The organism is Olivibacter domesticus (assembly GCF_900109575.1).
GTDB classification, from domain to species: domain Bacteria; phylum Bacteroidota; class Bacteroidia; order Sphingobacteriales; family Sphingobacteriaceae; genus Olivibacter; species Olivibacter domesticus.
This window is the reverse complement of sequence record NZ_FOAF01000004.1, coordinates 52,228-76,837: the sequence shown is the minus strand read 5'-3', so window position 1 is coordinate 76,837 and position 24,610 is coordinate 52,228. Positions and strand designations below refer to the sequence as shown.

The 24,610-nt window shown below is 40.0% G+C and carries 18 protein-coding genes; 17 read left to right on the top strand and 1 reads right to left on the bottom strand.

Annotated features, from left to right (window positions below; translation table 11 throughout):
* Positions 1-59: 59 nt before the first annotated feature.
* Positions 60-1,448, top strand: a complete 1,389-nt coding sequence (locus tag BMY50_RS16760) for a putative oxidoreductase C-terminal domain-containing protein (protein WP_093327065.1) — start codon at positions 60-62, stop codon at positions 1,446-1,448.
* Positions 1,449-1,450: 2 nt separating this feature from the next.
* Complete coding sequence (locus BMY50_RS16755) at positions 1,451-2,296, top strand: sugar phosphate isomerase/epimerase family protein (protein WP_093326565.1); 846 nt, start codon at positions 1,451-1,453, stop codon at positions 2,294-2,296.
* A gap of 350 nt (positions 2,297-2,646) precedes the next feature.
* Here BMY50_RS16755 and BMY50_RS16750 read toward each other — a convergent pair whose 3' ends face one another.
* A complete protein-coding gene (locus tag BMY50_RS16750) occupies positions 2,647-3,519 on the bottom strand; it encodes an AraC family transcriptional regulator (protein WP_093326564.1) in 873 nt (290 codons plus the stop codon).
* 325 nt (positions 3,520-3,844) lie between these two features.
* Between BMY50_RS16750 and fucP (BMY50_RS16745) the strand changes: the two genes are divergently transcribed.
* The 15 genes from fucP (BMY50_RS16745) to BMY50_RS16675 all read left to right on the top strand — a co-directional run bounded on the left by fucP (BMY50_RS16745) (position 3,845) and on the right by BMY50_RS16675 (position 24,596).
* Positions 3,845-5,143 carry an L-fucose:H+ symporter permease gene (gene fucP / locus BMY50_RS16745; protein WP_093326563.1) on the top strand — a complete coding sequence of 433 codons (1,299 nt, stop codon included), beginning with the start codon at positions 3,845-3,847 and terminating at the stop codon, positions 5,141-5,143.
* Positions 5,144-5,364: 221 nt separating this feature from the next.
* Positions 5,365-5,697, top strand: coding sequence for an L-rhamnose mutarotase (locus BMY50_RS16740; protein ID WP_093326562.1), 333 nt, complete (start codon positions 5,365-5,367; stop codon positions 5,695-5,697).
* 151 nt (positions 5,698-5,848) lie between these two features.
* Positions 5,849-7,507, top strand: a complete 1,659-nt coding sequence (locus BMY50_RS16735; protein WP_093326561.1) for a UxaA family hydrolase — start codon at positions 5,849-5,851, stop codon at positions 7,505-7,507.
* A 149-nt stretch (positions 7,508-7,656) separates the two neighbouring features.
* Positions 7,657-8,421 (top strand): SDR family NAD(P)-dependent oxidoreductase, encoded by a 765-nt coding sequence (locus BMY50_RS16730; RefSeq protein ID WP_093326560.1) that lies wholly within the window; start codon positions 7,657-7,659, stop codon positions 8,419-8,421.
* A gap of 84 nt (positions 8,422-8,505) precedes the next feature.
* Positions 8,506-9,363, top strand: a complete 858-nt coding sequence (locus BMY50_RS16725; RefSeq protein WP_093326559.1) for a fumarylacetoacetate hydrolase family protein — start codon at positions 8,506-8,508, stop codon at positions 9,361-9,363.
* Positions 9,350-10,201, top strand: a complete 852-nt coding sequence (locus tag BMY50_RS16720; protein WP_093326558.1) for an amidohydrolase family protein — start codon at positions 9,350-9,352, stop codon at positions 10,199-10,201. The genes BMY50_RS16725 and BMY50_RS16720 overlap by 14 nt, the downstream gene beginning before the upstream one ends.
* Positions 10,202-10,228: 27 nt before the next feature.
* Positions 10,229-11,020, top strand: a complete 792-nt coding sequence (locus tag BMY50_RS16715) for an L-fucose dehydrogenase (protein WP_093326557.1) — start codon at positions 10,229-10,231, stop codon at positions 11,018-11,020.
* 435 nt (positions 11,021-11,455) lie between these two features.
* Entirely contained in the window at positions 11,456-14,665 is a 3,210-nt protein-coding gene (locus BMY50_RS16710; RefSeq protein WP_238383798.1) for a SusC/RagA family TonB-linked outer membrane protein, read from the top strand.
* A gap of 10 nt (positions 14,666-14,675) precedes the next feature.
* Positions 14,676-16,424 carry a RagB/SusD family nutrient uptake outer membrane protein gene (locus tag BMY50_RS16705; RefSeq protein ID WP_238383797.1) on the top strand — a complete coding sequence of 583 codons (1,749 nt, stop codon included), beginning with the start codon at positions 14,676-14,678 and terminating at the stop codon, positions 16,422-16,424.
* 8 nt (positions 16,425-16,432) lie between these two features.
* Positions 16,433-16,864, top strand: a complete 432-nt coding sequence (locus BMY50_RS16700) for a DUF4945 domain-containing protein (protein ID WP_093326555.1) — start codon at positions 16,433-16,435, stop codon at positions 16,862-16,864.
* Positions 16,865-16,998: 134 nt separating this feature from the next.
* Complete coding sequence (locus tag BMY50_RS16695; RefSeq protein ID WP_202907869.1) at positions 16,999-18,189, top strand: glycoside hydrolase family 172 protein; 1,191 nt, start codon at positions 16,999-17,001, stop codon at positions 18,187-18,189.
* A gap of 30 nt (positions 18,190-18,219) precedes the next feature.
* Positions 18,220-19,464: a DUF6786 family protein gene (locus BMY50_RS16690; RefSeq protein WP_093327061.1), complete on the top strand. Its 1,245-nt coding sequence runs from the start codon at positions 18,220-18,222 to the stop codon at positions 19,462-19,464.
* 141 nt (positions 19,465-19,605) lie between these two features.
* The gene (locus BMY50_RS16685; RefSeq protein WP_093326554.1) at positions 19,606-21,369 is read left to right on the top strand and encodes an L-fucose isomerase; all 1,764 of its coding nucleotides are present in this window, start codon (positions 19,606-19,608) and stop codon (positions 21,367-21,369) included.
* A 6-nt stretch (positions 21,370-21,375) separates the two neighbouring features.
* Positions 21,376-22,713: an L-fucose:H+ symporter permease gene (gene fucP, locus BMY50_RS16680; RefSeq protein ID WP_093326553.1), complete on the top strand. Its 1,338-nt coding sequence runs from the start codon at positions 21,376-21,378 to the stop codon at positions 22,711-22,713.
* 218 nt (positions 22,714-22,931) lie between these two features.
* Positions 22,932-24,596, top strand: coding sequence for a ribulokinase (locus tag BMY50_RS16675; protein WP_093326552.1), 1,665 nt, complete (start codon positions 22,932-22,934; stop codon positions 24,594-24,596).
* Positions 24,597-24,610 lie beyond the last annotated feature (14 nt).

The window sequence follows — 24,610 nt, the reverse complement described above, 5'->3', positions numbered from 1 at the left end:
AAGATCAAAATATAGATAGTTAATTCTCAATACTAAAACAAATGCTTAAAAAAAAAATCATGCAAACTGCAAGTCTCCTTTTGTTGGGAGGTGTAATGGTTGCTTGCAACAACCAATCCGGCGGCGAGAAAGAAGAAGGGACTGCCGGTAATATCCGATTAATCACATTAGATCCTGGGCACTTTCATGCGGCCCTTGTGCAGAAAGAGATGTACCCAGGAGTAGATAGTACGGTACATGTGTATGCCCCGACAGATGGCAAAGATTTACAAGCACATTTAAATCTAGTAAATGGCTATAATACCAATGCTTCGGTATCTACTCACTGGAAAGAAGAAATTTACACGGGTGAAGATTTCTTGCAAAAAATGCTTCAGGAGAAGAAGGGCAATGTAGTAGTCTTGGCAGGCAATAATAAACGTAAAATTGATTATATCAGTCAGTCTATTGAAGGGGGCTTCAATGTACTCGCGGATAAGCCGATGGCCATTAATGAAGACGGTTTTAAAAAGCTTGAAGGAGCCTTTGCAAAAGCAAAAGAGAAAGGCGTGTTGCTATACGATATCATGACCGAAAGATTCGAAATTACTGCAACCTTGCAAAAAGAGCTTTCTCAAACGCAAGCGCTATTTGGCGAATTACAGAAAGGCACTGCCGACAAACCTGGTATAACAAAGGAAAGTGTTCATCATTTCTTTAAAAATGTATCGGGTAAGCCCTTGATTCGACCAAGTTGGTTTTTTGATGTTAGCCAACAGGGAGAAGGGATTGTTGATGTGACCACGCATTTGGTGGACTTGGTACAATGGGAGGGCTTTCCAGATCAAGTGATCGACTATAAGAAGGATATCAAGCTGCTAGGTGCGAAAAGGTCACCAACTTTATTAAGTGCTGCACAATTTAAAAAGGCAACAAATGAAGAGTACCCTGCATTTTTGCGTGCAAACGTAAATGCAAAAAATGAGTTGGAGGTTTATGCGAATGGTGAAATTGATTATACGATTAAAGGGGTACACGCTAAAGTATCAGTGAAATGGAATTTTGAAGCGCCTGAAGGTACGGGCGATACACATTACTCCATTATGCGCGGCACTAAGGCAAATCTTATTATAAAGCAAGGTAAAGAAGAAGGATATAAACCCGTACTATTTATCGAATCAGCGGAGGGGGATAAAAAAGTATTTGATGGGGAGGTAAAGAAAGCTATTGAGCAGCTTAGCAGCAAATATAGTGGTGTGACGGTTAAAAAATTAAAGGAAGGATTTTATGAGGTCGTGATCCCTGAAGAATTTAAAACAAGTCATGAAGAACATTTTGCGCAGGTTACAAAAAACTATTTAACATACCTTAAAAATGGTGAACTTCCAGCTTGGGAAGTGCCTAATATGATTACTAAATACTACATAACGACGCAAGCATTAGCACTAGCAAAAAAAGAGAATAAATAGATATGAATAGTAGAAGAAATTTTTTACAAAAGAGTTTATTGGGAGTAGCAGCCGTTACAATAGTTGATATGCCAAGTATGGCTGGTGTGTTGGTGGAAAAAGCTGAAATCAAGAATGAACCATTTAAATTGGGGATAGCAGGTTATAGTTTTGTGAATTTCAACCTTGATCAATCGTTGGAGATGATGAAAAAAGTAGATGTACATTATTTATGTATCAAGGACTTTCATCTACCTTACAATAGCTCTGCCGAGCAAATAGCAGCTTTTCATGCAAAATTGAAGCAATATGATGTGACAGGTTACGGTGTAGGCCCGATCTATACAAAAACAAAAGAAGAGATTGATAAGGCTTTCGACTACGCTAAGCGAGTAGGAGTAGATCTTATTATTGGTATTCCCAACCATGAGGATTTACCTTATGTTGCTGAAAAGGCAAAAGAATACAACATTCGTTTCGCAATTCACAATCATGGGCCGGAAGATAAATTATATCCAAATGCTTCCGTTATTTATGATCTCATTAAAGATTTAGATCCAAGAGTGGGAATCTGTTTTGATATGGGACATAACAAGAGAGATGGGCACGACTCAGTGGCCGATTTGCAAAAGTATGCGAAGCGAATATTCGACATGCATTTAAAGAACGTAACAGCTGCCACTAAAGATGGCAAGACTTGTGAACTTGGACGTGGAGTTATTGATATTCCGGCCTATGTAAAAATGCTAAGAAAAATAAAATATACCGGTTCATGTAGTTTAGAATACGAAAAAGATATGAAAGACCCCCTAGCAGGTATTGCCGAATCGGTGGGGTATTTCAAGGGGGTCTGTGATGGAACCCGTTAGTTAATAAGTTGAATAGTGGAATAGGAAATAGTTGAGTGGTTAAGTAGGTAAATGGTTAAAGTATGAATTGGCTTACGTGATGATGAGCCAATGGGTTGATGGTTCAGTACTGAACTAAGTGAATAGTAGCAGTACTAGGGGGCAATGCTTAGGCCGAGCTGGCCTCATGAAGTGAGCGTAAAGAATATTCAGAATGCGAGGCATAAAAATCATGTGAAAAAGCGAAGCAGGGGACTTGTTGAGGGTTGCTGCACAGGATTGCGCGTGCGACCTGAATCTTTAGCGAAAATCATGAAGCCTTGATTTTTTTCTTTCTTTTTTCATCAAGGAAAAAAGGAAACAAATATAACTTATACCTTCTCTAGAAAAGCCCTTTGGTACGACAAAGGGCTTTTGCCTGTAATCTGTTTAAAATATTTATGGAAACTTGCAAAATTATTGAAGCCACTTTCATAACAAAGCTGTTTTACGCTCATTTTATTTTCTATTAACAGTTTGCAGGCATGACCAACTCTGATTTCCAATAGAAAACGTGAATAGGTTTTTCCCGTCTTAGACTTGAAATACCTGCAGAAAGAATTTGAGCTAATACCGGCAATTACGGAGATATCTTCTAAACTTATCTTCTGTCTGAAGTTAGAGAGCGTATAATCGAAGATACCATTTATACGACATTTTTCTTCGTCCTGAAGGTTTGGATGAAACCCCATAGAAGAGATGAGTTGATAATTTTGATCTGAGGCAATAATATGAAGGGCTTCTATAAGTAAAAGAATTCGTTTTGTTCCCTCACTGCTAAGCATTTCCTGCAAAATATTAGCAATCTTTTTTTTGGTTTGTCCGATAATTTGGATGCCCCTTTTTGCCTTATCTAACAGTTGTTTGATGTTTAAATTTTCCGGCAGTTCTAAAAAGTCTTTTCCCCAAAAACATTCATTAAAATGAGCCACTCTTACATCTGCCTTCTCTTGGTTCGTATTGGCGAAATACAAATCATCAAATCGCCAATAATGAGGAAGTTGAGATCCTATGAGCACGATATCTCCCGAATTAAAATGGTCTATTTGATCACCAATAAATTGCGTGCCTCTTCCTTTGAAAAAGTGAATCAGTTCCACTTCAGCATGGTAGTGCCATTTATTATTCATGTATGGAACGAAATCTTGTCTAACACTAAAGGACTGTGTTGGAGCTGTACTAAGTTTCAATAATTGAGGCTTCATCCGTTTATTTTTATTCGTTTATATAGGCTATAGAACTCATAAACACACAAAGTGAGCTTATTTTGCCAATAGAGCCTTTGAGGATTATTCGCCGTATTAAGGGCTATGGTAATCATTCAATTAAGCTGATATATGTTGCATTTATGATGCTTTATATTAAGTCTTATGGCCAACTATTACCACAAATATAACGTAAATATGCTAAAATAACTGAATCATTTGCTAAAATGAGAAAGGTATTTGATGGCTATATTAGTTTACTTTGTATCTGGCTTTACCAATAATGAATAAATTTTATCGTTTAAACTGAACCTAATATTATTATATGTCAAAAAAGAGCACATTGATACCCATTATTTTAGTAACTTCATTATTCTTTTTATGGGCCCTGCTTCATAACCTAAATCCGATATTAATACCTCATTTACGAAAGGCCTTTGCACTTGATGATTTACAATCCTCACTCATCGATACGTCTGCATATATAAGTTATTTTGTGGTAGCTATTCCTGCAGGACTCTATATGCAACGGTTTGGATACAAGAAGGGCGTTTTAGTTGGACTAGTGCTTTATGCGCTGGGTGCGTTATTGGTAATACCCGCGGCTTCTGAGCGAAGTTATCTCTTTTTTTTAACAGCGATTTTTGTAATTGCCGCCGGAGCTACTTTTTTGGAAACTGTTGCAAATCCTTATATATCTGTTTTAGGGGATAAGGAAACAGCCACACAACGCCTAAATTTTGCACAATCTTTTAATGGATTGGGAGCCGTTGTTGCGCCAATACTAGGGGGGAAGTTCATCCTGTCGGGCATTGAACATAGTCCTGAAGAATTAGCGGCAATGGGACAAGCGTCACTGAATACATATTTACAATCGGAAGCCGATACTGTAAAAGTCCCTTACCTGGTGATTGCCGGTGTTGTCGTTGTTTTATTGATCTTATTTGTTTTTACCCGTCTGCCTGAAGGAGACGAGCGGGAGGTGGATGATACACATACCGTAGGCGTTAATTTTTCCTTTAAAATTTTTAAGCATAAACACTTTTTATGGGCGGTAATAAGTCAATTTTTCTACGTTGGAGCCCAAGTAGGTGTGGGAAGTTTTTTTATTCGTTATGCAAACCATGTTGCCAATATGGGTGAAAAAAATGCAGCCTATCTATTCGGCTCTGTTGCAATGGTAGGCTTTATGTTGGGTCGGTTTAGCGGTACTTTTTTGATGAAATACATTAGACCAGCCAGCCTTTTAGCGGTTTATGGATTATTGTGTGTGTTGCTGTTAATAATAGCCGTTTTTACGGCTGGAGATGTTGCGTTGTATGCATTGGTGGCAGTACCATTTTTTATGTCCATTATGTATCCAACCATTTTTTCCTTAGGTATTCAAGGTCTTACGAATGAAGAGACAAAAATAGGTTCCTCATTTTTAGTAATGTCTATTATAGGGGGTGCTGTAGTTCCTTTATTAATGGGATTGGTTTCAGTAGCCGCACATAGCATTCAAATTGCTTATCTCGTCCCCTTACTATGCTTTTTAGTGGTGTTTTATTATGGTTGGAAAGGGTATGTAGTGATAAAGCCGAAAGCAAAAAGCATCTTAGAAGTGATGAATGATGAACGATGAATGAATGCTAGCTGTGAGCAGGGAAGTGTTGATTGATGGTAGTAGGGATAGAGGGGGTAGTTGTGAGAAAGGCTAGCGCGACTGGAAGCTGATTGCAGCTAACTGTAAGCGAGTGATGAATCGCCGAAGCTTTTTTACTTTTGAATATTAATACTTTTTTACCTTTTTAAGGTATCAATGAGCCCTTTGGGGTTTTGACTTTTGACTTTTGAATTTATCCAATGAAAACATACGCATTAGCACTTGATCTGAAGGACAACGAACAATTGATCAAAGAATATGAGCAATTCCATCAGGCTATATGGCCCGAGATTAAAGAATCAATTCAAACGGCAGGTATTACGGACATGCGCATATATCGATTAGGTAATCGTTTATTTATGCTCATGGAAGTAACCGATGAATTTAGTTTTGAAAAAAAAGCGGTGGCAGATGCTGCAAATCCAATAGTGCAGAAATGGGAAGAATTAATGTGGAAATATCAACAGCCATTGCCCCAGGCTGGAGACGGTGAAAAATGGGTAATAATGAGCGAAATATTTAAGCTAAATTAAGATAATAAGTAGGAAGATAAAACTTAAGTATCTCAACACAAGAATCCTAGAAGCCTTGCTGATGATGCCTTTGCTGTTTTATCTAGAAAAATAAAATAAGTAACTTTAAGTATAAGATTAATCGTTTTTACTTGGGGTGTTGTACAGTAAAATGAAAGAGATAAAAAAATATTTACAGATCCATCCAGCCGATAATGTATTGGTTGCGTTACAGGATTTGCCTTCCGGTGAAGAAATCAAATTTCAAGGGGATACCTTTTTATTGCCCGGGCCAGTTGCCGCGAAACATAAGTTTGCAACAGCGCATTTGGCGCCTGAGTCGGCCATATATATGTATGGAGTGCTTGTTGGTAAAACAAACCAAGTGCTTGAAAAAGGTGCTGCATTGACAACGGAAAATATATACCATGCAGCCAATAACTTCGAACTGGGAAAGAGGAAGCTAGATTGGCATAAACCGGATGTGTCCGCTTTCGAGAATAAGATTTTCATGGGCTATCATCGCAGTAATGGAAGTGTAGGAACAGCTAATTATTGGCTAGTAATACCCTTAGTATTTTGCGAAAACAGAAATGTATTGGTGATGAAGGAGGCCTTTGAACAAAAGCTAGGTTTTAAAAAAGCTAGAAGCTACGAGCCTGAAGTAGAGCAGTTAATTGCTCTATATAAAACGGGTGCATCAGTTGAAAAAATCATATCAACAGATTTACGGACATCTACTTTGTATGGAGAGGAGAATAGGCTATTTTCTAATGTAGATGGTATTAAGTTTTTAAATCATGAAATGGGGTGTGGCGGAACAAGAATGGATTCAGATGCGTTATGTGGTTTGCTGGCGGGCTATATTACACATCCAAATGTAGCTGGGGCAACTATACTAAGTTTGGGGTGCCAGCATGCTCAGGCAAGTATTTTAAAAGATGAGATTGCTAAGCGAGACCCTAATTTTGATAAACCACTTTATATCTTTGAACAACAGAAAATAGGTTCAGAAAATGTATTATTACAAGAAGCGCTTAAACATACTTTTGCAGGATTAATACAAGCAAACCAGCAGGAACGACAACCGGCAACATTAGATAAATTATGTGTAGGATTAGAATGCGGAGGGTCTGATGGATTTTCTGGGATATCTGCAAATCCAGCACTGGGTTACGTTTCTGATATGTTAGTCGGTATGGGAGGCTCTGTAATACTATCCGAATTCCCTGAGCTATGTGGTGTGGAGCAAGAATTGAGTGATCGATGTGTAGACGAAGAAACTGCTTTACGATTTATGGCGTTGATGAAAACATATAATGCTAAAGCAGAGCAAGATGGAAGTGGTTTTTATGCCAATCCCTCGCCCGGCAACATAAGGGATGGACTTATCACAGATGCGATTAAATCAGCCGGAGCAGCAAAAAAGGGCGGTACATCTCCGGTAAAGGCGGTAGTCGATTATCCTGGCTTGGCAAACAGGCCCGGCTTGAATCTATTGTGTACACCTGGAAACGATGTAGAAAGCACAACGGCGGAGGTGGCAGCAGGAGCTAACATTGTGTTGTTTACCACAGGCTTGGGTACCCCTACAGGAAATCCTATCACACCTGTCATTAAACTCTCTACAAACACGAAAACTTTTGAGAAAATGCCAGATATTATTGACATTAACTGTGGGACCATTATAGAAGGTGCAGAGACTATTTCTCAAAACGCTGAGCGTATATTGGATTATATCATCGAAGTGGCTAGTGGTAATATTGTTCCAAAGGCGGTAACATTGGGTCAAGACGATTTTATACCTTGGAGAAGGGGAGTGTCCTTGTAGTTGTTGGTTTTTCATAGCTTGCTTGTAGCTTTATATCAGCGAGTCAAAGAATAAATAATTGCCATTGAGAAAAGAATTGATAGGACATTGCATGCTGGGAAAATCTTGATACCAATGTCTTGATACTTGATAACTAATTTAATTAATAAATGTTTAAATTAACAGGGAAAATAGCCGTTATTACGGGTGGTGGTAGCGGAATTGGAAAAGCAATAAGTTTACTGTTCGCACAAAGTGGTGCAGAAGTTCATATTTTGGAACTGAATCAAGAGGCTGCAAGTGCGGTTGTAGACGAAATTAACGTAAATAATGGCAAAGCTTATGCGCATGGTGTAGATGTAAGCAAGCAAGAAGAGATGCTGCATGTTATAAATGGAATCGGGAAAGTAGACATACTGGTCAACAATGCAGGCATTGCGCACGTTGGTAACCTTGAGAATTGCAAAGCGGAAGACTTTGAACGTGTTTATAACGTTAATGTAAAAGGAGCTTATAATGCGCTATATAGCGTTATTCCCTTAATGAAAAAGCAAGGTGGTGGAGCTATCTTAAACATGGCTTCCATAGCAGCGCAAGTGGGAATTACAGACCGCTTTGCTTATTCAATGAGTAAAGGCGCAATTGCAGCAATGACATTATCTGTTGCGCGCGACTATATTGCCGACGGCATTCGCTGCAATAGTATCTCACCTGCTAGGGTGCACACACCATTTGTAGATGGTTTTATTGCTAAGAATTATCCTGGAAAAGAAGAGGAAATGTTTGCTAAATTAGCAGCAAGTCAACCGATCGGTAGAATGGCTAAACCCGACGAAATCGCGTCGCTTGCACTTTACCTATGTGCTGATGAAGCAGGTTTTGTAACAGGGAACGACTACCCGATTGATGGAGGATTTATTAAATTGAATAATTAATATAAGTTGCGAGTTGTTAGTTGCCAGTTGTGAGAGTTATTTTTCACGCACAACACACAACTCATAACGCACAACTCAAAAAATATGAAACTAATAAGATACGGTGAGCCTAACCAAGAAAAAATAGGTGTACAATTAGGAGACAAGTACTACGATGTGGAAGCGTTCGGAGGCGATTATAATGAGCAATTCTTTGCCAACGATGGCCTTGCCAGACTGGAAGAATTTGTGAAAGCAAATGAGGGCAACTTGGTAGAGATTCCTTCTGATAGTCGTATTGGCAGCCCAATTGCAAGACCATCAAAAATCGTATGTATAGGTTTAAATTATAAAGATCACGCAGAAGAAACCAATGCTAAAATACCTGCTGAACCTATTATCTTTATGAAGTCCACTACTTCTCTGACGGGTCCTTACGATAATATTATTATTCCTAAAGGATCAACAAAAACAGATTGGGAGGTGGAGTTCGGTATCGTGATTAGCAAGAAGGCAAGTTACGTGAGCGAACAGGAGGCCTTGGCCTATGTTGCGGGCTATGTATTACATAATGATGTTTCCGAACGTGAATATCAATTGGAGCGTGGCGGAACATGGGATAAAGGTAAAGGTTGTGATACTTTCGCACCAATCGGTCCCTTTTTAGCAACAAAAGATGAGATTGCCGACATCAATAATGTTCGATTATGGTTAAGTGTAAATGGCAAGATGATGCAAGACGGTAATACTAAAAACCTAATTTTCAATGTGCCTTTTATTGTTTCCTACATTAGTCAATTTATGACACTTTTGCCTGGAGATATCATTTCAACAGGTACACCGGCAGGTGTAGGGCTTGGCTTCACTCCTCCGGTATATCTAAAACCAGGAGATATAATAGAGTTAGGAGCTGATGGTCTAGGCACATCTAAACAAGTAGTGAAAGCATATGGATCGAATTGATTCGCATCAGCATTTTTGGAAATATAGTGCTCAAAAAGACGCTTGGATCACAGATGACATGTCGGTGATCCAACGTGATTTTTTGCCCGAAGATTTGGAGCCGATTCTTAAGAGTAACAACATAAAGGGATGTGTAGCGGTTCAGGCTGATCAATCTACACAAGAAACAAGCTTTTTGCTGAATTTAGCCAAAGAATTCTCATTTATAAAGGGAGTGGTTGGGTGGATAGATTTAAAAGATGTACACATTGAGGAACAGCTAGCGCATTACAGTCTTTTTTCAAAACTGAAAGGATTTAGACACATTATCCAAGGGGAAACGGATCCGCAATTTATGCTAAACCGGTCTTTCATAAGGGGAGTTGCCGCACTTCATAAATTCGATTTTAGCTATGATATATTGATAAAACCACATCAATTAAAAGCGACAAATAAATTTTTAGACCATTTTAGCAATGAGCAGCGGTTTGTTATTGATCATCTTGCTAAACCCTTCATTGGGGCAGCAGAGATGGAGCCTTGGGCATCCGAAATGAAAATACTTGCTACTAATAATCCGAATCTTTTTTGTAAACTATCCGGTATGGTTACCGAGGCCAATTGGAAAAATTGGAAACAAGATGATTTTAGCTTTTATGTAGACCATCTATTAGAAACGTTTGGCCCAGCGCGTTTAATGTTTGGTTCTGATTGGCCCGTTTGTTTAGTCGCTGCAAATTATGAGCAAGTTATTGAAATACTGGATAAATATATCAGTCAATTGTCTGTTGATGAACAAGAGCTTATTTGGTATAAAAATGCAGAAAGATTTTATAAACTAGCTATCCATTACCAATAACTAACAATAGTAACTAACAAAAACAAAATGAACTTATTACTTCAAGATAAAATAATTATTGTGACGGGAGGGGCCAAAGGGATTGGGAAGAGCATTGTGCTGGCGTTAGCAGAAGAAGGGGCCATTCCTATTGTAGTTGGAAGAAAGCAAGCCGATAATCACGAGGTGACGGCTGAAGTAGCAGACAAAGGGGGTAAAGCCTTCGCTGTTGAGGCCGAACTGACTAAGCCCGAAGAATGCGAAATGGCGGTAAAAAAAGTTTTGGATAAATATGGTCGAATCGATGGTTTAGTAAATAATGCAGGACTAAACGATGGTGTAAGCCTTGAGCATGGTGGTTATGAGCCCTTTATAAAAGGATTACATAATACGTTAATACATTATTATTTAATGGCTCATTTTGCTTTGCCATCTTTGAAATTGCATAAAGGAACCATCTTAAATATTAGCTCAAAGACGGCTGAAACCGGTCAAGGAGGAACATCGGCATATGCAGCTTCTAACGGAGCTCGAAATGCCTTGACACGAGAATGGGCAGTTGAACTTTTGCCTTATAGCATAAGGGTGAATGCCATTGTAGTAGCCGAATGTGCCACCCCTCAATACGATTCTTGGATACAAACATTAGAGAATCCAGTGGAGACATTGGAGAAAATTACGAATAGAATCCCCTTAGAAAAGAGAATGACCACTTCAGAAGAAATAGCGGCGATGGCTGTTTTTTTACTGTCACCGAAATCTTCCCATACAACGGGGCAACTTATTCACGTAGATGGTGGTTACGTACATTTGGATAGAGCCGTTGGTTCCGGGATATAAATAGCACATCATTAATGGTTAATAAATGGTCGTAGAGCTTTGCTTTACGACCATTATCTTTTTAACGCCCGTCTTGGAATCCCCTGTTTTTTATGTACCCAATTTAATGATACATTATGTTGAAAAAATAAGACAAAAAATCGAAAGATAAATTTGCTTGCTTAACCGATTAAGCTTATAATTGTTTCATTATAAACCATCAGTCAAAATTATTTTTTTAGCCAAAAATTAACAGTAAAAAGTTTTTATACTCAATTTGCTTAAACGATTAAGTTATTTCGGTTTCATATGAGATCTATGGAGATGTTTGAATGTTAATAAGGTTTCGTTTGCATAAAAAATTTTTTAACCTGTTTGTTTAAACGATTAAGCTAATCTCGATTGTTAATTGAATGAACCAATAATTCCTAACCACTAAAACCAAAAAATAAACAGATGAAAAGAAAACATTTAGAAATTCTTTATTTTAAAATAAAGAGTCGCTTAACAAGGGAGTGGGATCATAAGCCGAAGAAACTTTCCTTGCTATTGTTCCTGCTGTTTGCGTGTCCATGTGTATTCTTTGTGCCAGCAGCATCCGCACAAACTACGCAGCAAACGCGGAAAATAACTGGCGTAGTTTCAGACGAATTAGGGGAAAAAATTAGTGGGGTCAGCGTTAGCGTTAAGAATAGTTCCCTCGCTACGCAGACAGATTCATTAGGACAATTTCTTATCAATGTTCCGTCCTCGGCTACAAGCCTGATTTTCTCGTATGTAGGCAAGTCTAATAAAGAAATAGTATTAAATGCTGCTACTAATTATTATGTTCAACTACTGAATGATAATACCGCACTAGAAGAAGTAGTAGTGTCTACGGGTTATATGATGCAAAAGAAAGCTGATTTAACGGGAGCGGTGAGCTTAATTAAGCGAGCAGACTTTACCAAAACACCAAGCGCCAACGTGATGCGATCACTTCAGGGAAAAATACCTGGCGTGCGTATTACTACGGATGGTAATCCGGCAGAGAATGTGGGTATTCAAGTGCGAGGTATAACCTCATTTAATTCTGCACCGGCTTTGATCGTATTAGATGGTCAACCTGTTAATATCAATCTTCGGGATATCAATCCCAATGATATCGAATCCATTCAAATCTTGAAAGACGCTTCGTCTGCCTCTATATATGGTGCACGGGCAGCTGGTGGTGTCATTCTGGTTAATACCAGAAAGGGGCAGAAAGGGGGAACGCAGGTTACTTACGAGGGTTATGTTGGTACTTCAAAAATAACCGGCGTTCCAAAAATGCTGGATGCGGTGGGATACGGGAGAGGTTTGTGGCAGGCGACCGTCAACGATGGGGACGATCCTTCTGCTGCCATTCGGATATATGATTATGATTGGGGATATGATGCGAATGGCATTCCTGTATTAAATAGTGTAACACCTATCCCTTGGCTGAACGAAGCGCAAACGATGCCTTCCTCCAATACCAATTGGTTTAAAGAGGGAACGCGGGAGGGAATTCAAACAAACCACCAATTAACGATAACCGGTGGAGGCGAAAAATCTACTAGTCTATTTTCGTTGAACTATTATAATAATGAAGGTACGGTTGTCACTTCTTATTTCAAGCGTTTGGCAGGGCGTTTCAATAATGAATACCAATTGCTTAATGGGCGGTTGACGGTAGGTGAAAATTTAACACTAACCCATCTACGTTTTAGAGACGTATATGCTAATGATGCGAATCCGGCTTACGCATTTCTAGTCATGCCTCCCAATATTCCTGTTTATGATAACAATGGAGGATGGGGCGGTGTGGCCATGCCCTTGGGGATGGACGATTTCAATAATCCAATCCGCGATTTAACGCTCAACAAAGATAATATTGGCAACTTCATGAAGGTCTTAGGAACTGCTTATGCTAACCTGAAAATACTGGATAACCTGAATTTAAAGACGCAGTATGGCATCGATTATAGTATGTGGTATGACCGAAATATTCAGCGAAAATGGGAAGAAGCGGGAGGGAAAAGTAGTAGCCTGAATGGTGTTAGACAGCAAAACTGGCACGATATCGGGCAAACCTGGACGAATACTTTGGTATATAATTTAGCGCTCAATAATAACCGATTCGATATATTGGGTGGTATTGAGACGTATAAATTCACGAATGAAAGTGTGAACGCTTATAGAGAAGGAATTCTGTTGGAAGACCGTGCTTATGCTTATTTATCTACCGCTACCGGCGAACGAAGGGAGTTAATAGGTGGTGGTAACGAACGTCGTATTCTATCATTCTTTGGAAAGATTAATTATGCTTATAAATCTAAATACCTATTATCGGCAACGTTCCGGCGTGATGGTGCTTCCGTTTTCGGAGCAAATAATCGCTATGGCAATTTTCCAGCCTTTTCTGCAGGATGGCGGTTAAAGGATGAAGCATTTCTTCGGGATGCGACATTTTTGTCTGATCTAAAGCTTCGTGCCAGCTGGGGTAAAAATGGTAATTCGCAGCCTGTGTTAACTGGCCGGTATACGGACATTTATGTGCCAGATGTAAATGGCACCTCTTATGCCATTGGTGGGAATCCCTCAGGAAATATTCCTTCCGGATATCGAAGAAGCAGTTTAGGAAATCCAGATTTGAAATGGGAAACGTCTACACAGACCAATATAGGGCTAGATTATGCTTTTCTGGATAATCGCTTATCGGGTTCTTTCGATTGGTTTAATAAGAAGACAACCGATATGCTTTTTGAACCACCTTATATCGCGGCTCTGGGTGAAGGTGGCTTTCGCTGGGTAAATGGAGCGAATATGACCAATAAGGGTTTTGAGTTTTTACTTAGTTGGGGAGACACGAAGAACGATTTTTCTTATACCATTACAACAAATCTTTCCGCTTATAAAAATGAAGTGCATGATGTGCCGGAAAATGTACGTTTTAACTATGGTGGTAATGGGTTAACAGATGATATTACTGGTAGGCCATTAAATTCATTATATGGGTTAGTCGCAGATGGCATCTTTAAGACACAGGAAGAAGTAGATAACGCACCACAACAACAAGGTAAAGGTGTAGGGAGAATTCGATATAAGGATTTGGATGGAGATGGGGTAATCAATGAAATTTATGATCGCACCTGGATTGCTGTTACCGACCCGGATCTAATGGCAGGCTTAAATTTTGAAGCGCGTTACAAGAATTTTGATCTAACCTTTTTTATTCAAGGGGTATTTGGTAATGATGTTTACAACTCATGGAAAGAGCTGAGCGATTTCTGGAATATCGGTGTGCAGAATGATCGCAATCATCCAGGTAGGATCTTGGAGGCTTGGACACCAAATAACCCTAATTCCGATATTCCAGCTTTATCTAGACGAGACGCAAATGGAGAAAAGCGGATGTCTACGTATTTCATAGAAAATGGCTCTTACATTAAATTACGTACACTTGATATTGGTTATACCCTTCCTCAGAAACTGGCGGATAATTGGCATTTAACCAGGCTTCGGTTTTATGTATCCGGTCAAAATCTGTTTATGTTGAAAAAAACATGGGGTGACGATAAGTTTACGGGCGGAGATCCTGAAAATCCCGGTTTTGGATATCCCATGCCACGAACACTATTTGTAGGGGTAAATGTAACATTTTAGCTTTTTAATAATGAAAACACTTCAATTATACATCGCATTATTTCTGCTTACTATATTGGCAGGATGTCAAAAATTTTTAGAGGTAGATACAAAAGCAGTTTTATCTCAAAGCCAAGCAGAAGACCCTGCTCAAATAGAAAGTTTTGTGATAGCAGCGTATTCATATATGCCTTCTCTTGGCTTTCCAGATACGCATAATCCTTGGATTCAATCCGTTCGGTCAGACGACGCCTATAAAGGAGGAGGGGGCTTAAGTGACCAAACCCCCTGGTATGAAATGGAAACGTTTACCGGTGTAACGCCAAATGTGGGTAATAATGATGGCCCTTGGTATCGTGGTTACGTAGGAATCAGTCGCGCGAATATCGCTTTACGTTTATTAAATGCAGTTGATGGGGCCACTTTTCCAAATAAAGATCAACGCATTGCCGAAATGAAATTTCTTCGTGGGTGGATTTATCTAGGAATGAAGCTTCGATGGAAGTATGTGCCCATCATAGATGAAAATACACCTTCAGATGCGGTGGTAGTAGAGGGAATTTCAAATCGTCCGGACGATATGGTGAATGATCTGCCCTTGTGGGACTGGATTATTCAAAATTTTGAAGATGCCGCTGCTGTATTGCCCGACAAACAAACCGAAAAGGGAAGACCCACCAAGTATGCTGCACATGCATTGGCAGCAAAAGCTTTGTTATTTAGGGCGTATGAGCAAAATGACCAGCACCAAGTAATCAATATTAATAAGGAAACGCTTCAAAGAGCGTTGACCCATTTAGATGCGATTATGGCAGTAGACGGTGCTGTTTACGATTTACAGGCTGATTTTGGCGACAATTTTATGATTGAATTTGATAATGCAACCAAAGAAGCACTCTGGGAAATACAGTACTCAATAGATGATGGCACCACGGATGGGCGGATTAATCGCGGTAACGAGCTTAATGCACCTTGGTGGTCGCCTTATTTTACTTGTTGCGATTTCAATAAAGTTTCTCATACCATGGTTAATGCCTTTAAAACAGACGAAACGGGGTTACCAGATTTTGAAAATTATAATGATACGGAGATGCAAGGTAATCAGTACGTCGAATTTTTTAAGAGTCACGAATTTGATCCTCGATTGAGTCATACAACAGCTATCCCCGGTTATCCCTGGAAATACGATAACAATATACTATATCAAGAATCTGGATCGCGGGCACCCTTCCAATACGGCTATTTTAATTCGATGAAGGAACAAGTGCATCCTGATTGCGATTGTATTTTTAGACCCTTTTATGTCATGAATTCCATGAATGAAAAAGCTATTCGCTATTCGGAAGTATTATTGTGGAAAGCGGAAGTGCTTATACAGCTCGATCGATTCAATGAAGCATTACCATTAATTAACCGGGTGCGTGAACGGGCAGCTAACAGTACACAGCGATTATTTAAGCCTGACGGAACTTTATGGATGGATTATAAAGTAGAAACATATAAGCCAGGTGTGAATACTAACTGGACCAAAGACTTTGCCTGGCAGGCTTTAATGTGGGAAAACCGTTTGGAATTTGCTATGGAAGGCCGACGCTTCTTCGATTTAATGCGATGGGGGCAATTGGAACCCGTTATGAATGCCTTTATCAACAAAGAAAAAACACGTTTTGATTGGTACAATCAAGGCCGGTTTACGGCAGGTAGGGATGAGTTTTTGCCTATCCCACAAGCCCAAATGAATTGGTCTAAAGGTTCTTATAAACAAAATCCTGGTTACTAATTTTTTGAATGATGAAAACAACAATAATCTGTATAAGCTCACTGTTCTTACTTCTTTTCTATAGTTGCACGGATCGTGATGTATTGGACAGGAAGGAAGGAGTAAGCCTGCCAGCAGTAGAAAACCTAACACTCCAACAAGTAGATGAAAAACACGTTAAATTAACATGGAACATTCCAAATGCCATTCCGGAAGAAATGGAATTACCGGTAAAAGTCTTTATTGAGGTCAAAGAAGTCGTGAATGTCACAAAAACACTTCCTGCTTTTAATACCACTTTAGCCAATGCACCCACTGAATTTATCTACGAAGTTCCGGACGAAACAAAAACGTATCATTTAACTGTTAAGTTAAATGGTTCAACAAAAGTGAAAGACGTAAATTATAGCGGTAATATCTATTCTTTGGGGCAAACAGTTGTGCTAGAAGGGATGCCCTGAGAGAATTTGTAGAAGAAATGATACAAAAAAATAAAAATAAACATTGTTTGTTTAATCGATTAAGCTTACTATTGTAATACTAAAATTGATAGGTGTCAAATACCTTACATCCAATAATAAACGATACACTATATATGAACCTTAAAGAAACTATGATGAAACAGGCCTCATTATTTATTGCCACATTTTTTATTTGTTTTCTTTCCTATGCCCAGAAGCAGGGAGCCTTCAATGGCCTTGATATGAACATGGGGAACCTTTCTAAATTATCTGATGCTAAAACGCGCTCCATCAGTCCAGAAAACTTTACCGGCGCTAAAGGTAAAGGTGGAATGGCCGATCCTGCGAAGCAAGCGGGGCAGCGTAATGTTGCTAATTCCGCATCCCAAGCGCGTGATCTCGGACTCGGATGGAAAGTGAACCCCTATATAACAATTAACGGTGGGGAGACCTTCACGATTGCTGAAATGGAGGGGCCAGGTGCGGTACAACATATTTGGATGACACCAACAGGTAATTGGAGCTACTCTATTATTCGGTTCTATTGGGATGATGAAACAGAGCCTTCCATAGAAGCGCCGGTAGGTGCTTTCTTCGGAATGGCATGGAATGACTTTGCTACACTGAATTCCTTGGCGGTAACCGTTAACCCAGGTAGCGCTTTCAACTGTTATTGGAAAATGCCTTTTCGTAAGAAATGTAGAATTACGGTAGAAAATATTAATTCAGAGCCGATGAATCTTTACTATCAAGTAGATTACGCGTTAACAGAAGTAGATGAAGAAGAAGCCTATTTCCATGCTCAATACCGTCGATCAAATCCTAATTCAACCTCTTTGCATACTATTTTGGATGGCGTAAAAGGAAAGGGGCATTATGTAGGTACTTACATGGCAATCGGTGTGAATAATAATGGTTGGTGGGGAGAAGGAGAGATCAAATTCTTTATGGACGGAGATAAAGACTTTGCCACTATTGTGGGAACAGGTACAGAAGATTATTTCTGTGGGTCGTATAATTTTGAGAATAAAAAGACACACCAGTATCAAGAATATTCTACTCCTTATGCAGGTTTGCATCAAGTTATACGTCCAGATGGTGTTTATAATGCGCAACAGCGTTTTGGTATGTATCGCTGGCATATTATGGATCCTATACGCTTTGACGACGATCTAAAGGTCACTATTCAGGATTTAGGCTGGAGATCTGAAGGGCGTTATCTGCCACAAAAGTCGGACATTATTACTGTTGCTTACTGGTATCAGCGTGAACCCCATGCTCGTTTTCCGAAATTACCAACAAAGAATGAGCTCGAGGTTAATTGATCTTTTAAAAATTATTCAATGCTAAAAAAAATGATGCATTTCAAAACGGGAATTATTACGGTATTCGTAGTGGTGGGCTTATGGGGATGTCAGAATAACCCTACGCAATCGGGAAAAGGGCAACAAGAAAATACAAAAGAAATGGAAGATTATGCTTCGGGCACATTTGGTTACGACCTTTCTTTCTTGCAAGAAAAAGATAGCTTGGTGATTCTTCGTAACAAGGCCGGTAATGCGCAGCTCATCGTTTCGCCTAAATATCAAGCGAAAGTGTTTACCAGCACGGCAGATGGCAGCAAAGGAAAAAGCTTTGGATGGATTAATTACAAAGCTTTTGATAAAGAAGACGATCACATGAACGCGTACGGTGGAGAGGATAGATTATGGCTCGGACCAGAGGGCGGTAAATTTTCTGTTTTCTTCAAGCCGAATACGAAGATGGATTTTGATAATTGGCATACACCACCCGCTATTGATAGTGAACGCTGGACTTTAATTGCTAGTTCTGAAAAGGTTGCAGAATTGAGTAAAGAGACAGCAATTACGAATTATGCCGGTACGCCATTGAATATTCATCTATATCGCAAAATTGAAGTATTGGAAGATGATGCCATCGAAAACCAATTAGCAATAAAATTGGGTAAAAATATAAAAGGTGTTGGCTTTAAAACCACTAATACCATTAGGAATAATGGAGATAATAACTGGGATCGTCAAAAGGGGGCACCATGTCTTTGGAGTTTAGATATGTTTACGCCTACACCAAAAACAGTGATCATTATACCTTACGAAGAAAAAGCAAGTGGGAAAATTGCCACCACCGATTATTTCGGTGAGATACCGAAAGATCGGATTGCGTATAAAAATGGTGTATTGTTGTTAAAGGCAGATGGCAAATCGCGCGGTAAATTAGGTATACCCCCTTTAAGGGTGAAACCCGTTGCTGGGAGTTATGCTGCTGATACAAAGGTACTCACTGTTACGTACTTTGATGTCAACAAAAATGGGACCTATCTTAATCAGGAATGGACACCTGATAAAGATCCTTTTACCGGCGACGCGATGAATGCTTATAATGATGGGTCTTTAGCCGATGGTAGCCAAATGGGGCCATTTTATGAAATAGAGAGCGTATCGCCGGCCGCATTTTTGAAACCGAAGGAAGAAATGAGTCATCAACACTATGTTTTCCATTTTACAGGTGACGAACAGGCTTTGGATGAAATTGCCCAAAAAGTGCTGGGGATTTCTTTGAAAGAAGCACAATTTAATTAGCCAATTAATCAATTAGCCAATGTAGGTTTAAAAGAGACATAAGACATAGTTAGCAAGACGTAAGACTGCTGAATTCATCCGTTGGTTTTTAAGAATGTCTTGATACTTGATACTAACATCTTGATACTAAATTTTAAATAAATGAATAAATATCCCAAAATAGGAATTCGACCTATTATCGATGGCCGTTTAGGAGGAATCCGTGAATCATTAGAAGATACTACTATGAAAATGGCGCAGGACGTTGCCGCGCTGTTCCAGTCGGAACTGCGTTATCCTGATGGAAGCCCGGTGCAGTGCGTGATCGCAGATTCTTGTATAGGTGGGGTACAAGAGGCTGCCGATTGCGCGGAAAAATTTGATGTAGAAAACGTAGGGGTTTCACTATCGGTTACTCCTTGCTGGTGTTATGGTTCAGAAACAATGGATATGAATCCTTTAATACCAAAGGCCATTTGGGGCTTTAATGGAACGGAGCGTCCGGGAGCTGTTTATCTAGCAGCAACATTAGCGGCACATAACCAGAAGGGTCTACCTGCTTTTGGTATTTACGGCGAAGATGTGCAAGATATGGGTGATCGAGCAATTCCTGATGATGTAAAAAATAAACTGCTAACATTTGCTAAGGCGGGTTTGGCTGTTTCGTTGATGCGTGGAAAATCTTATTTGGCCATAGGCTCCGTCTCAATGGGTATTGTTGGTTCTATTGTTGATCCAGACTTTTTCCAATCTTATCTGGGTATGCGAAACGAATATGTAGACTCTTCCGAAGTTTTAAGGCGCATTCAGTTGAATATATATGACCAAGAGGAATACGGAAAGGCATTAAGCTGGACAAAGAAATATTGCCTGGAGGGTGATGATTTTAATCAGAAGCACAAAGTAAAATCAAGGGAAGATAAAGATAAGGATTGGGAATTTGTGGTAAAGATGACGCTTATCATACGGGATCTCATGATTGGGAACAAGAAATTAAAAGATATGGGTTTTGCAGAAGAAGCGCACGGACATCATGCACTTGTTTCGGGTTTTCAAGGGCAGCGGCAGTGGACCGATTTTCTACCCAATGGCGATTTCTCGGAAGCCTTGTTGAATTCATCTTTCGATTGGAATGGCAAACGTGCCCCATATATGGTTGCGACGGAAAATGATGCCTTGAACGGGGTTTCTATGTTATTTAATTATTTGCTCACTAATAAAGCACAAATATTTGCCGACGTGAGAACCTTTTGGAGCCCGGAAGCAGTGGAACGCGTTTCGGGATGGAAACCGGATGGTGTTGCAAAGAATGGGTTCATTCATCTTATTAATTCCGGTGCGGCTACTTTAGATGGAACAGGGAAACAAAAGCTGCATGGAGAATCTGTAATGAAACCATTCTGGGAAATAACAGACGCTGAGGTGGACGCATGTTTGGAAGCGACTACCTGGCACCCGGCAAATCTTGATTATTTTAGGGGTGGTGGATATTCTTCAAAATTTTTAACCGAGGGAGGGATGCCTGTAACGATGTGTCGGTTAAACTTAGTGAAGGGGATTGGTCCGGTTTTACAGCTTGCGGAAGGGTGGACAGTTGAATTGCCCGAAAATGTGAATAAGCTATTAGATGAACGTACCGACCGTACGTGGCCAACTACTTGGTTTGTCCCTAAAACGACTGGGAGGGGGGCGTTTCGAGATGTGTATTCGGTGATGGCCGCATGGGGTTCCAATCATGGCGCTATTAGTCACGGTCACATAGGTGCCGACTTAATTGCGCTTGCTGCTATGTTAAGAATACCGGTTTGTATGCACAATGTTGAGGAAGATAAAATATTTAGGCCGAGCGCGTGGAACGCCTTTGGTATGGATGGTGAGGGGGCTGATTATAGAGCCTGTGCGAGTTACGGACCTTTATATAAATAGCTAGACATGAAGCAAAAAAAAGTAGCATCTCTCTTTCGCGCCGATGGCCGGAATTATCTAATTCCTTTCATTTTTATCTGCAGCCTTTTCTTACTATGGGGTTTCGCCCATGGACTATTGGATGTGTTGGATAAGCATTTTCAAGATACACTTCATGTTTCCAAGGCGCAGTCAGGCTTTGTTCAATTTTCACTTTACATTGGATACTTAGCTATGGCTGTTCCTGCGGGTCTATTCATGAAACGTTATGGTTATCAGAAAGGTATCATTTTAGGATTGGTCATTTTTGCGATAGGGGCTTTTCTATTTTATCCTGCAGCCAAATTCGAAGCTTTTATTCCCTTTTTATTAGCCTTATTTGTCATCGCTTGTGGTTTGGCATGCCTAGAGACGGCTGCTAATCCTTATTCAACGGTATTGGGCTCACAAGAAGAGGAATTTGCGGCAAGAAGAATTAATATTTCCCAATCGTTTAATGGCCTTGGCTGGATATTAGGACCATTAATGGGGGGACTGTTCATTTTTGGTGCAGAGCAACAGGATGGTGCTGAAAAATTTGACTCACTGGTTAAACCCTATATGGGTGTAGGTTGTGTAGTGGTGGTGGTAGCCATTATTTTCATGCTAATTAAATTGCCCGACATTGAAGAAAAAAGTGAGGAAGAAGCAGAAGATAATCCTAATATGGGCAGGCTGTTAAAACATCCGGCGTTTATTGCGGCTGTCATTGCTCAGTTTTTATACGTCGCAGCGCAGACCGGTGTAAACTCTTTTTTTATAAATTATGTTACAGAGGAAATTCCGAATGTAACTGCACCCGTGAAGGATATCATGCAGCACTTAGGGTATTTAGGGGAAGTCTTTATGCCAAAAAATGCCGAACAGGCAGCCTCTTTAATTTTGGCTATTGGTGGTATGGGGCTATTTTGGATTGGAAGGATTTCTGGTTCTTATCTCATGAAATTTTTTAAACCAAAACGCCTACTTGCAGGCTATGCTATTATCAATACCATCTTAATGGTATTTGTGCAATTAGCACTTGGCTGGGGGTCTGTGATTGCGCTCTTTTCTTGTTACTTTTTTATGTCGGTTATGTTTCCAACCATCTTTGCCTTGGGTATTCATGGCTTGGGATCACTCACTAAAAAAGGATCTTCTTTTTTGGTGATGGCCGTTGCTGGTGGAGCATTTTGTCCGCCAATTATGGGTGTAGTAGCAGATCATTCAAGCATGTCGGTAGCCTTCTTTATCCCGATGCTATGCTTTGCTTTCATTGCCTGGTATGCCATCTGGGGAACAGGAAAGATAGAACATGACAATAAAATAGTGTTACATCATCATTGATACGTTAATAAGTGAAGTAGTTGAATTGTTAAATAGTTGAATTAGCCAACTGGACAATGTTGAGTCGTCGAATCGTCAAGTAGTCGAATCGTCAAGTTTTAAGTAGTGGTCAGTAATTTTAGGACTTAAAACGAAGATTTTAATACTCACAACTCGCAACTCACAGCTCACAACTAATATAGTCTTGCTACTAACAACCAATAACTAACAACTAAATAATGAAAACTGATTACTGCATTGGAGTGGACTTCGGTACAGATTCTGTCCGATCAATTATAGTCGATGCCCATACGGGTGAAGAAAAGGCTAGTGCAGTACATTTTTATGCACGCTGGCGGGATGGGTTATACTGTGATCCTACAAAGAATCAATTTAGACAACATCCACAAGATTATGTTGAAGGACTGGAGCAAAGCATAAAGAAATGTTTAGCGCAAGCGGGTAATACCGTGCAGGCTAATATTGTGGCCATATCTGTAGATACAACAGGTTCGACACCCGTTGCCGTGGATGAGTCAGGAACACCACTTGCGTTATTGCCTTCTTTTTCTGATAATCCAAATGCCATGTTTGTGCTCTGGAAAGATCATACAGCGGTGAAGGAAGCCGCCGAAATTAATGAACATGCCGCGCAATATGGCGGGGATTACCTACGATATGTTGGAGGGGTATATTCCTCTGAATGGTATTGGGCAAAACTATTGCATACATTCAGAGTAGATGAGGGCGTTTATCAGGCTGCGTATAGTTGGGTAGAACATTGTGATTGGATTCCCTTTTTGCTTACCGGTGGGCAGCATGCCAACACGATAAAAAGAAGTGTGTGCACCGCGGGGCATAAAGGTCTATGGGCAAATGAGTTTGGCGGGATGCCACCTAAGGCATTTTTTTCATCTCTGGACCCAAGATTGAATAAGATAGTAGAACGCTTCCCCAAAACTGTTTATGCCGCTAACCAACCTGCTGGAAGGATTAGTAAAGAGTGGGCTGAACGACTGGGAATCCCTCGCACGACTATAATTGGTATTGGAGCGATGGATGCCCACATGGGCGCGGTTGGAGGGCAGATAGAATCGTATTATTTAAGTAAGGTCATGGGCACGTCCACTTGTGACATGTTAGTTGTGCCCAAAAATGAATTCGGAGATAAGATTGTAAAAGGTATCTGTGGCCAAGTTGATGGCTCTATTATTCCAGGTATGGTTGGTTTAGAAGCGGGGCAGTCTGCCTTTGGAGATATTTACGCTTGGTTTAAACAATTGCTGTCCTGGCCTTTACAGCACATGCTTATCAAGTCGGATATAGCGGATGCGGAGGTGACCAAGAAACTGATGGTAGATATACAGAATGGCCTATTGCACGAATTAAGTAAACAGGCAGCGGCATTGCCCTTATCTGAGCATGCCGAATTATCTGTGGATTGGCTGAACGGAAGAAGAACACCCGATGCGAACCAAACATTAAAAGGTATGATCAGCGGTTTAAGTCTGGGGAGCAATGCGCCTAGTATATTTCATTCACTAGTTGAATCAACTTGCTTTGGCGCACGAAAAATTGTAGAACGATTCCAGGAAGAGGGCGTTCCGGTAAAAGGTTTGATAGGAGTGGGAGGTATTGCGCAGAAGTCACCATTTGTGATGCAAATGCTGGCCGATGTGATGCAGATGCCTCTTAAAATACACAAATCGGAACAGACTTGCGCACTAGGAGCAGCGATGTTTGCGGCAACCATTGCAGGAGTCTATCCATCGGTAGAGCGTGCTATGGAAACGATGGGGCCCGGTTTCGGACAAGAATATTATCCCAATAAAACTAGAAAAGAGCTATACGATAGGCGATACCAGTTGTATAATCAATTAGGGGATTGCTTAGAGAAGAACTAAAACCAATAGTATAT

Coding starts and splice junctions, on each gene's coding strand:
- BMY50_RS16760 (WP_093327065.1), top strand. CDS start 60: ATGCAAACTGCAAGTCTCCTTTTGTTGGGAGGTGTAATGGTTGCTTGC.
- BMY50_RS16755 (WP_093326565.1), top strand. CDS start 1,451: ATGAATAGTAGAAGAAATTTTTTACAAAAGAGTTTATTGGGAGTAGCA.
- BMY50_RS16750 (WP_093326564.1), bottom strand. CDS start 3,519: ATGAAGCCTCAATTATTGAAACTTAGTACAGCTCCAACACAGTCCTTT.
- fucP (WP_093326563.1), top strand. CDS start 3,845: ATGTCAAAAAAGAGCACATTGATACCCATTATTTTAGTAACTTCATTA.
- BMY50_RS16740 (WP_093326562.1), top strand. CDS start 5,365: ATGAAAACATACGCATTAGCACTTGATCTGAAGGACAACGAACAATTG.
- BMY50_RS16735 (WP_093326561.1), top strand. CDS start 5,849: ATGAAAGAGATAAAAAAATATTTACAGATCCATCCAGCCGATAATGTA.
- BMY50_RS16730 (WP_093326560.1), top strand. CDS start 7,657: ATGTTTAAATTAACAGGGAAAATAGCCGTTATTACGGGTGGTGGTAGC.
- BMY50_RS16725 (WP_093326559.1), top strand. CDS start 8,506: ATGAAACTAATAAGATACGGTGAGCCTAACCAAGAAAAAATAGGTGTA.
- BMY50_RS16720 (WP_093326558.1), top strand. CDS start 9,350: ATGGATCGAATTGATTCGCATCAGCATTTTTGGAAATATAGTGCTCAA.
- BMY50_RS16715 (WP_093326557.1), top strand. CDS start 10,229: ATGAACTTATTACTTCAAGATAAAATAATTATTGTGACGGGAGGGGCC.
- BMY50_RS16710 (WP_238383798.1), top strand. CDS start 11,456: ATGAAAAGAAAACATTTAGAAATTCTTTATTTTAAAATAAAGAGTCGC.
- BMY50_RS16705 (WP_238383797.1), top strand. CDS start 14,676: ATGAAAACACTTCAATTATACATCGCATTATTTCTGCTTACTATATTG.
- BMY50_RS16700 (WP_093326555.1), top strand. CDS start 16,433: ATGATGAAAACAACAATAATCTGTATAAGCTCACTGTTCTTACTTCTT.
- BMY50_RS16695 (WP_202907869.1), top strand. CDS start 16,999: ATGAACCTTAAAGAAACTATGATGAAACAGGCCTCATTATTTATTGCC.
- BMY50_RS16690 (WP_093327061.1), top strand. CDS start 18,220: ATGATGCATTTCAAAACGGGAATTATTACGGTATTCGTAGTGGTGGGC.
- BMY50_RS16685 (WP_093326554.1), top strand. CDS start 19,606: ATGAATAAATATCCCAAAATAGGAATTCGACCTATTATCGATGGCCGT.
- fucP (WP_093326553.1), top strand. CDS start 21,376: ATGAAGCAAAAAAAAGTAGCATCTCTCTTTCGCGCCGATGGCCGGAAT.
- BMY50_RS16675 (WP_093326552.1), top strand. CDS start 22,932: ATGAAAACTGATTACTGCATTGGAGTGGACTTCGGTACAGATTCTGTC.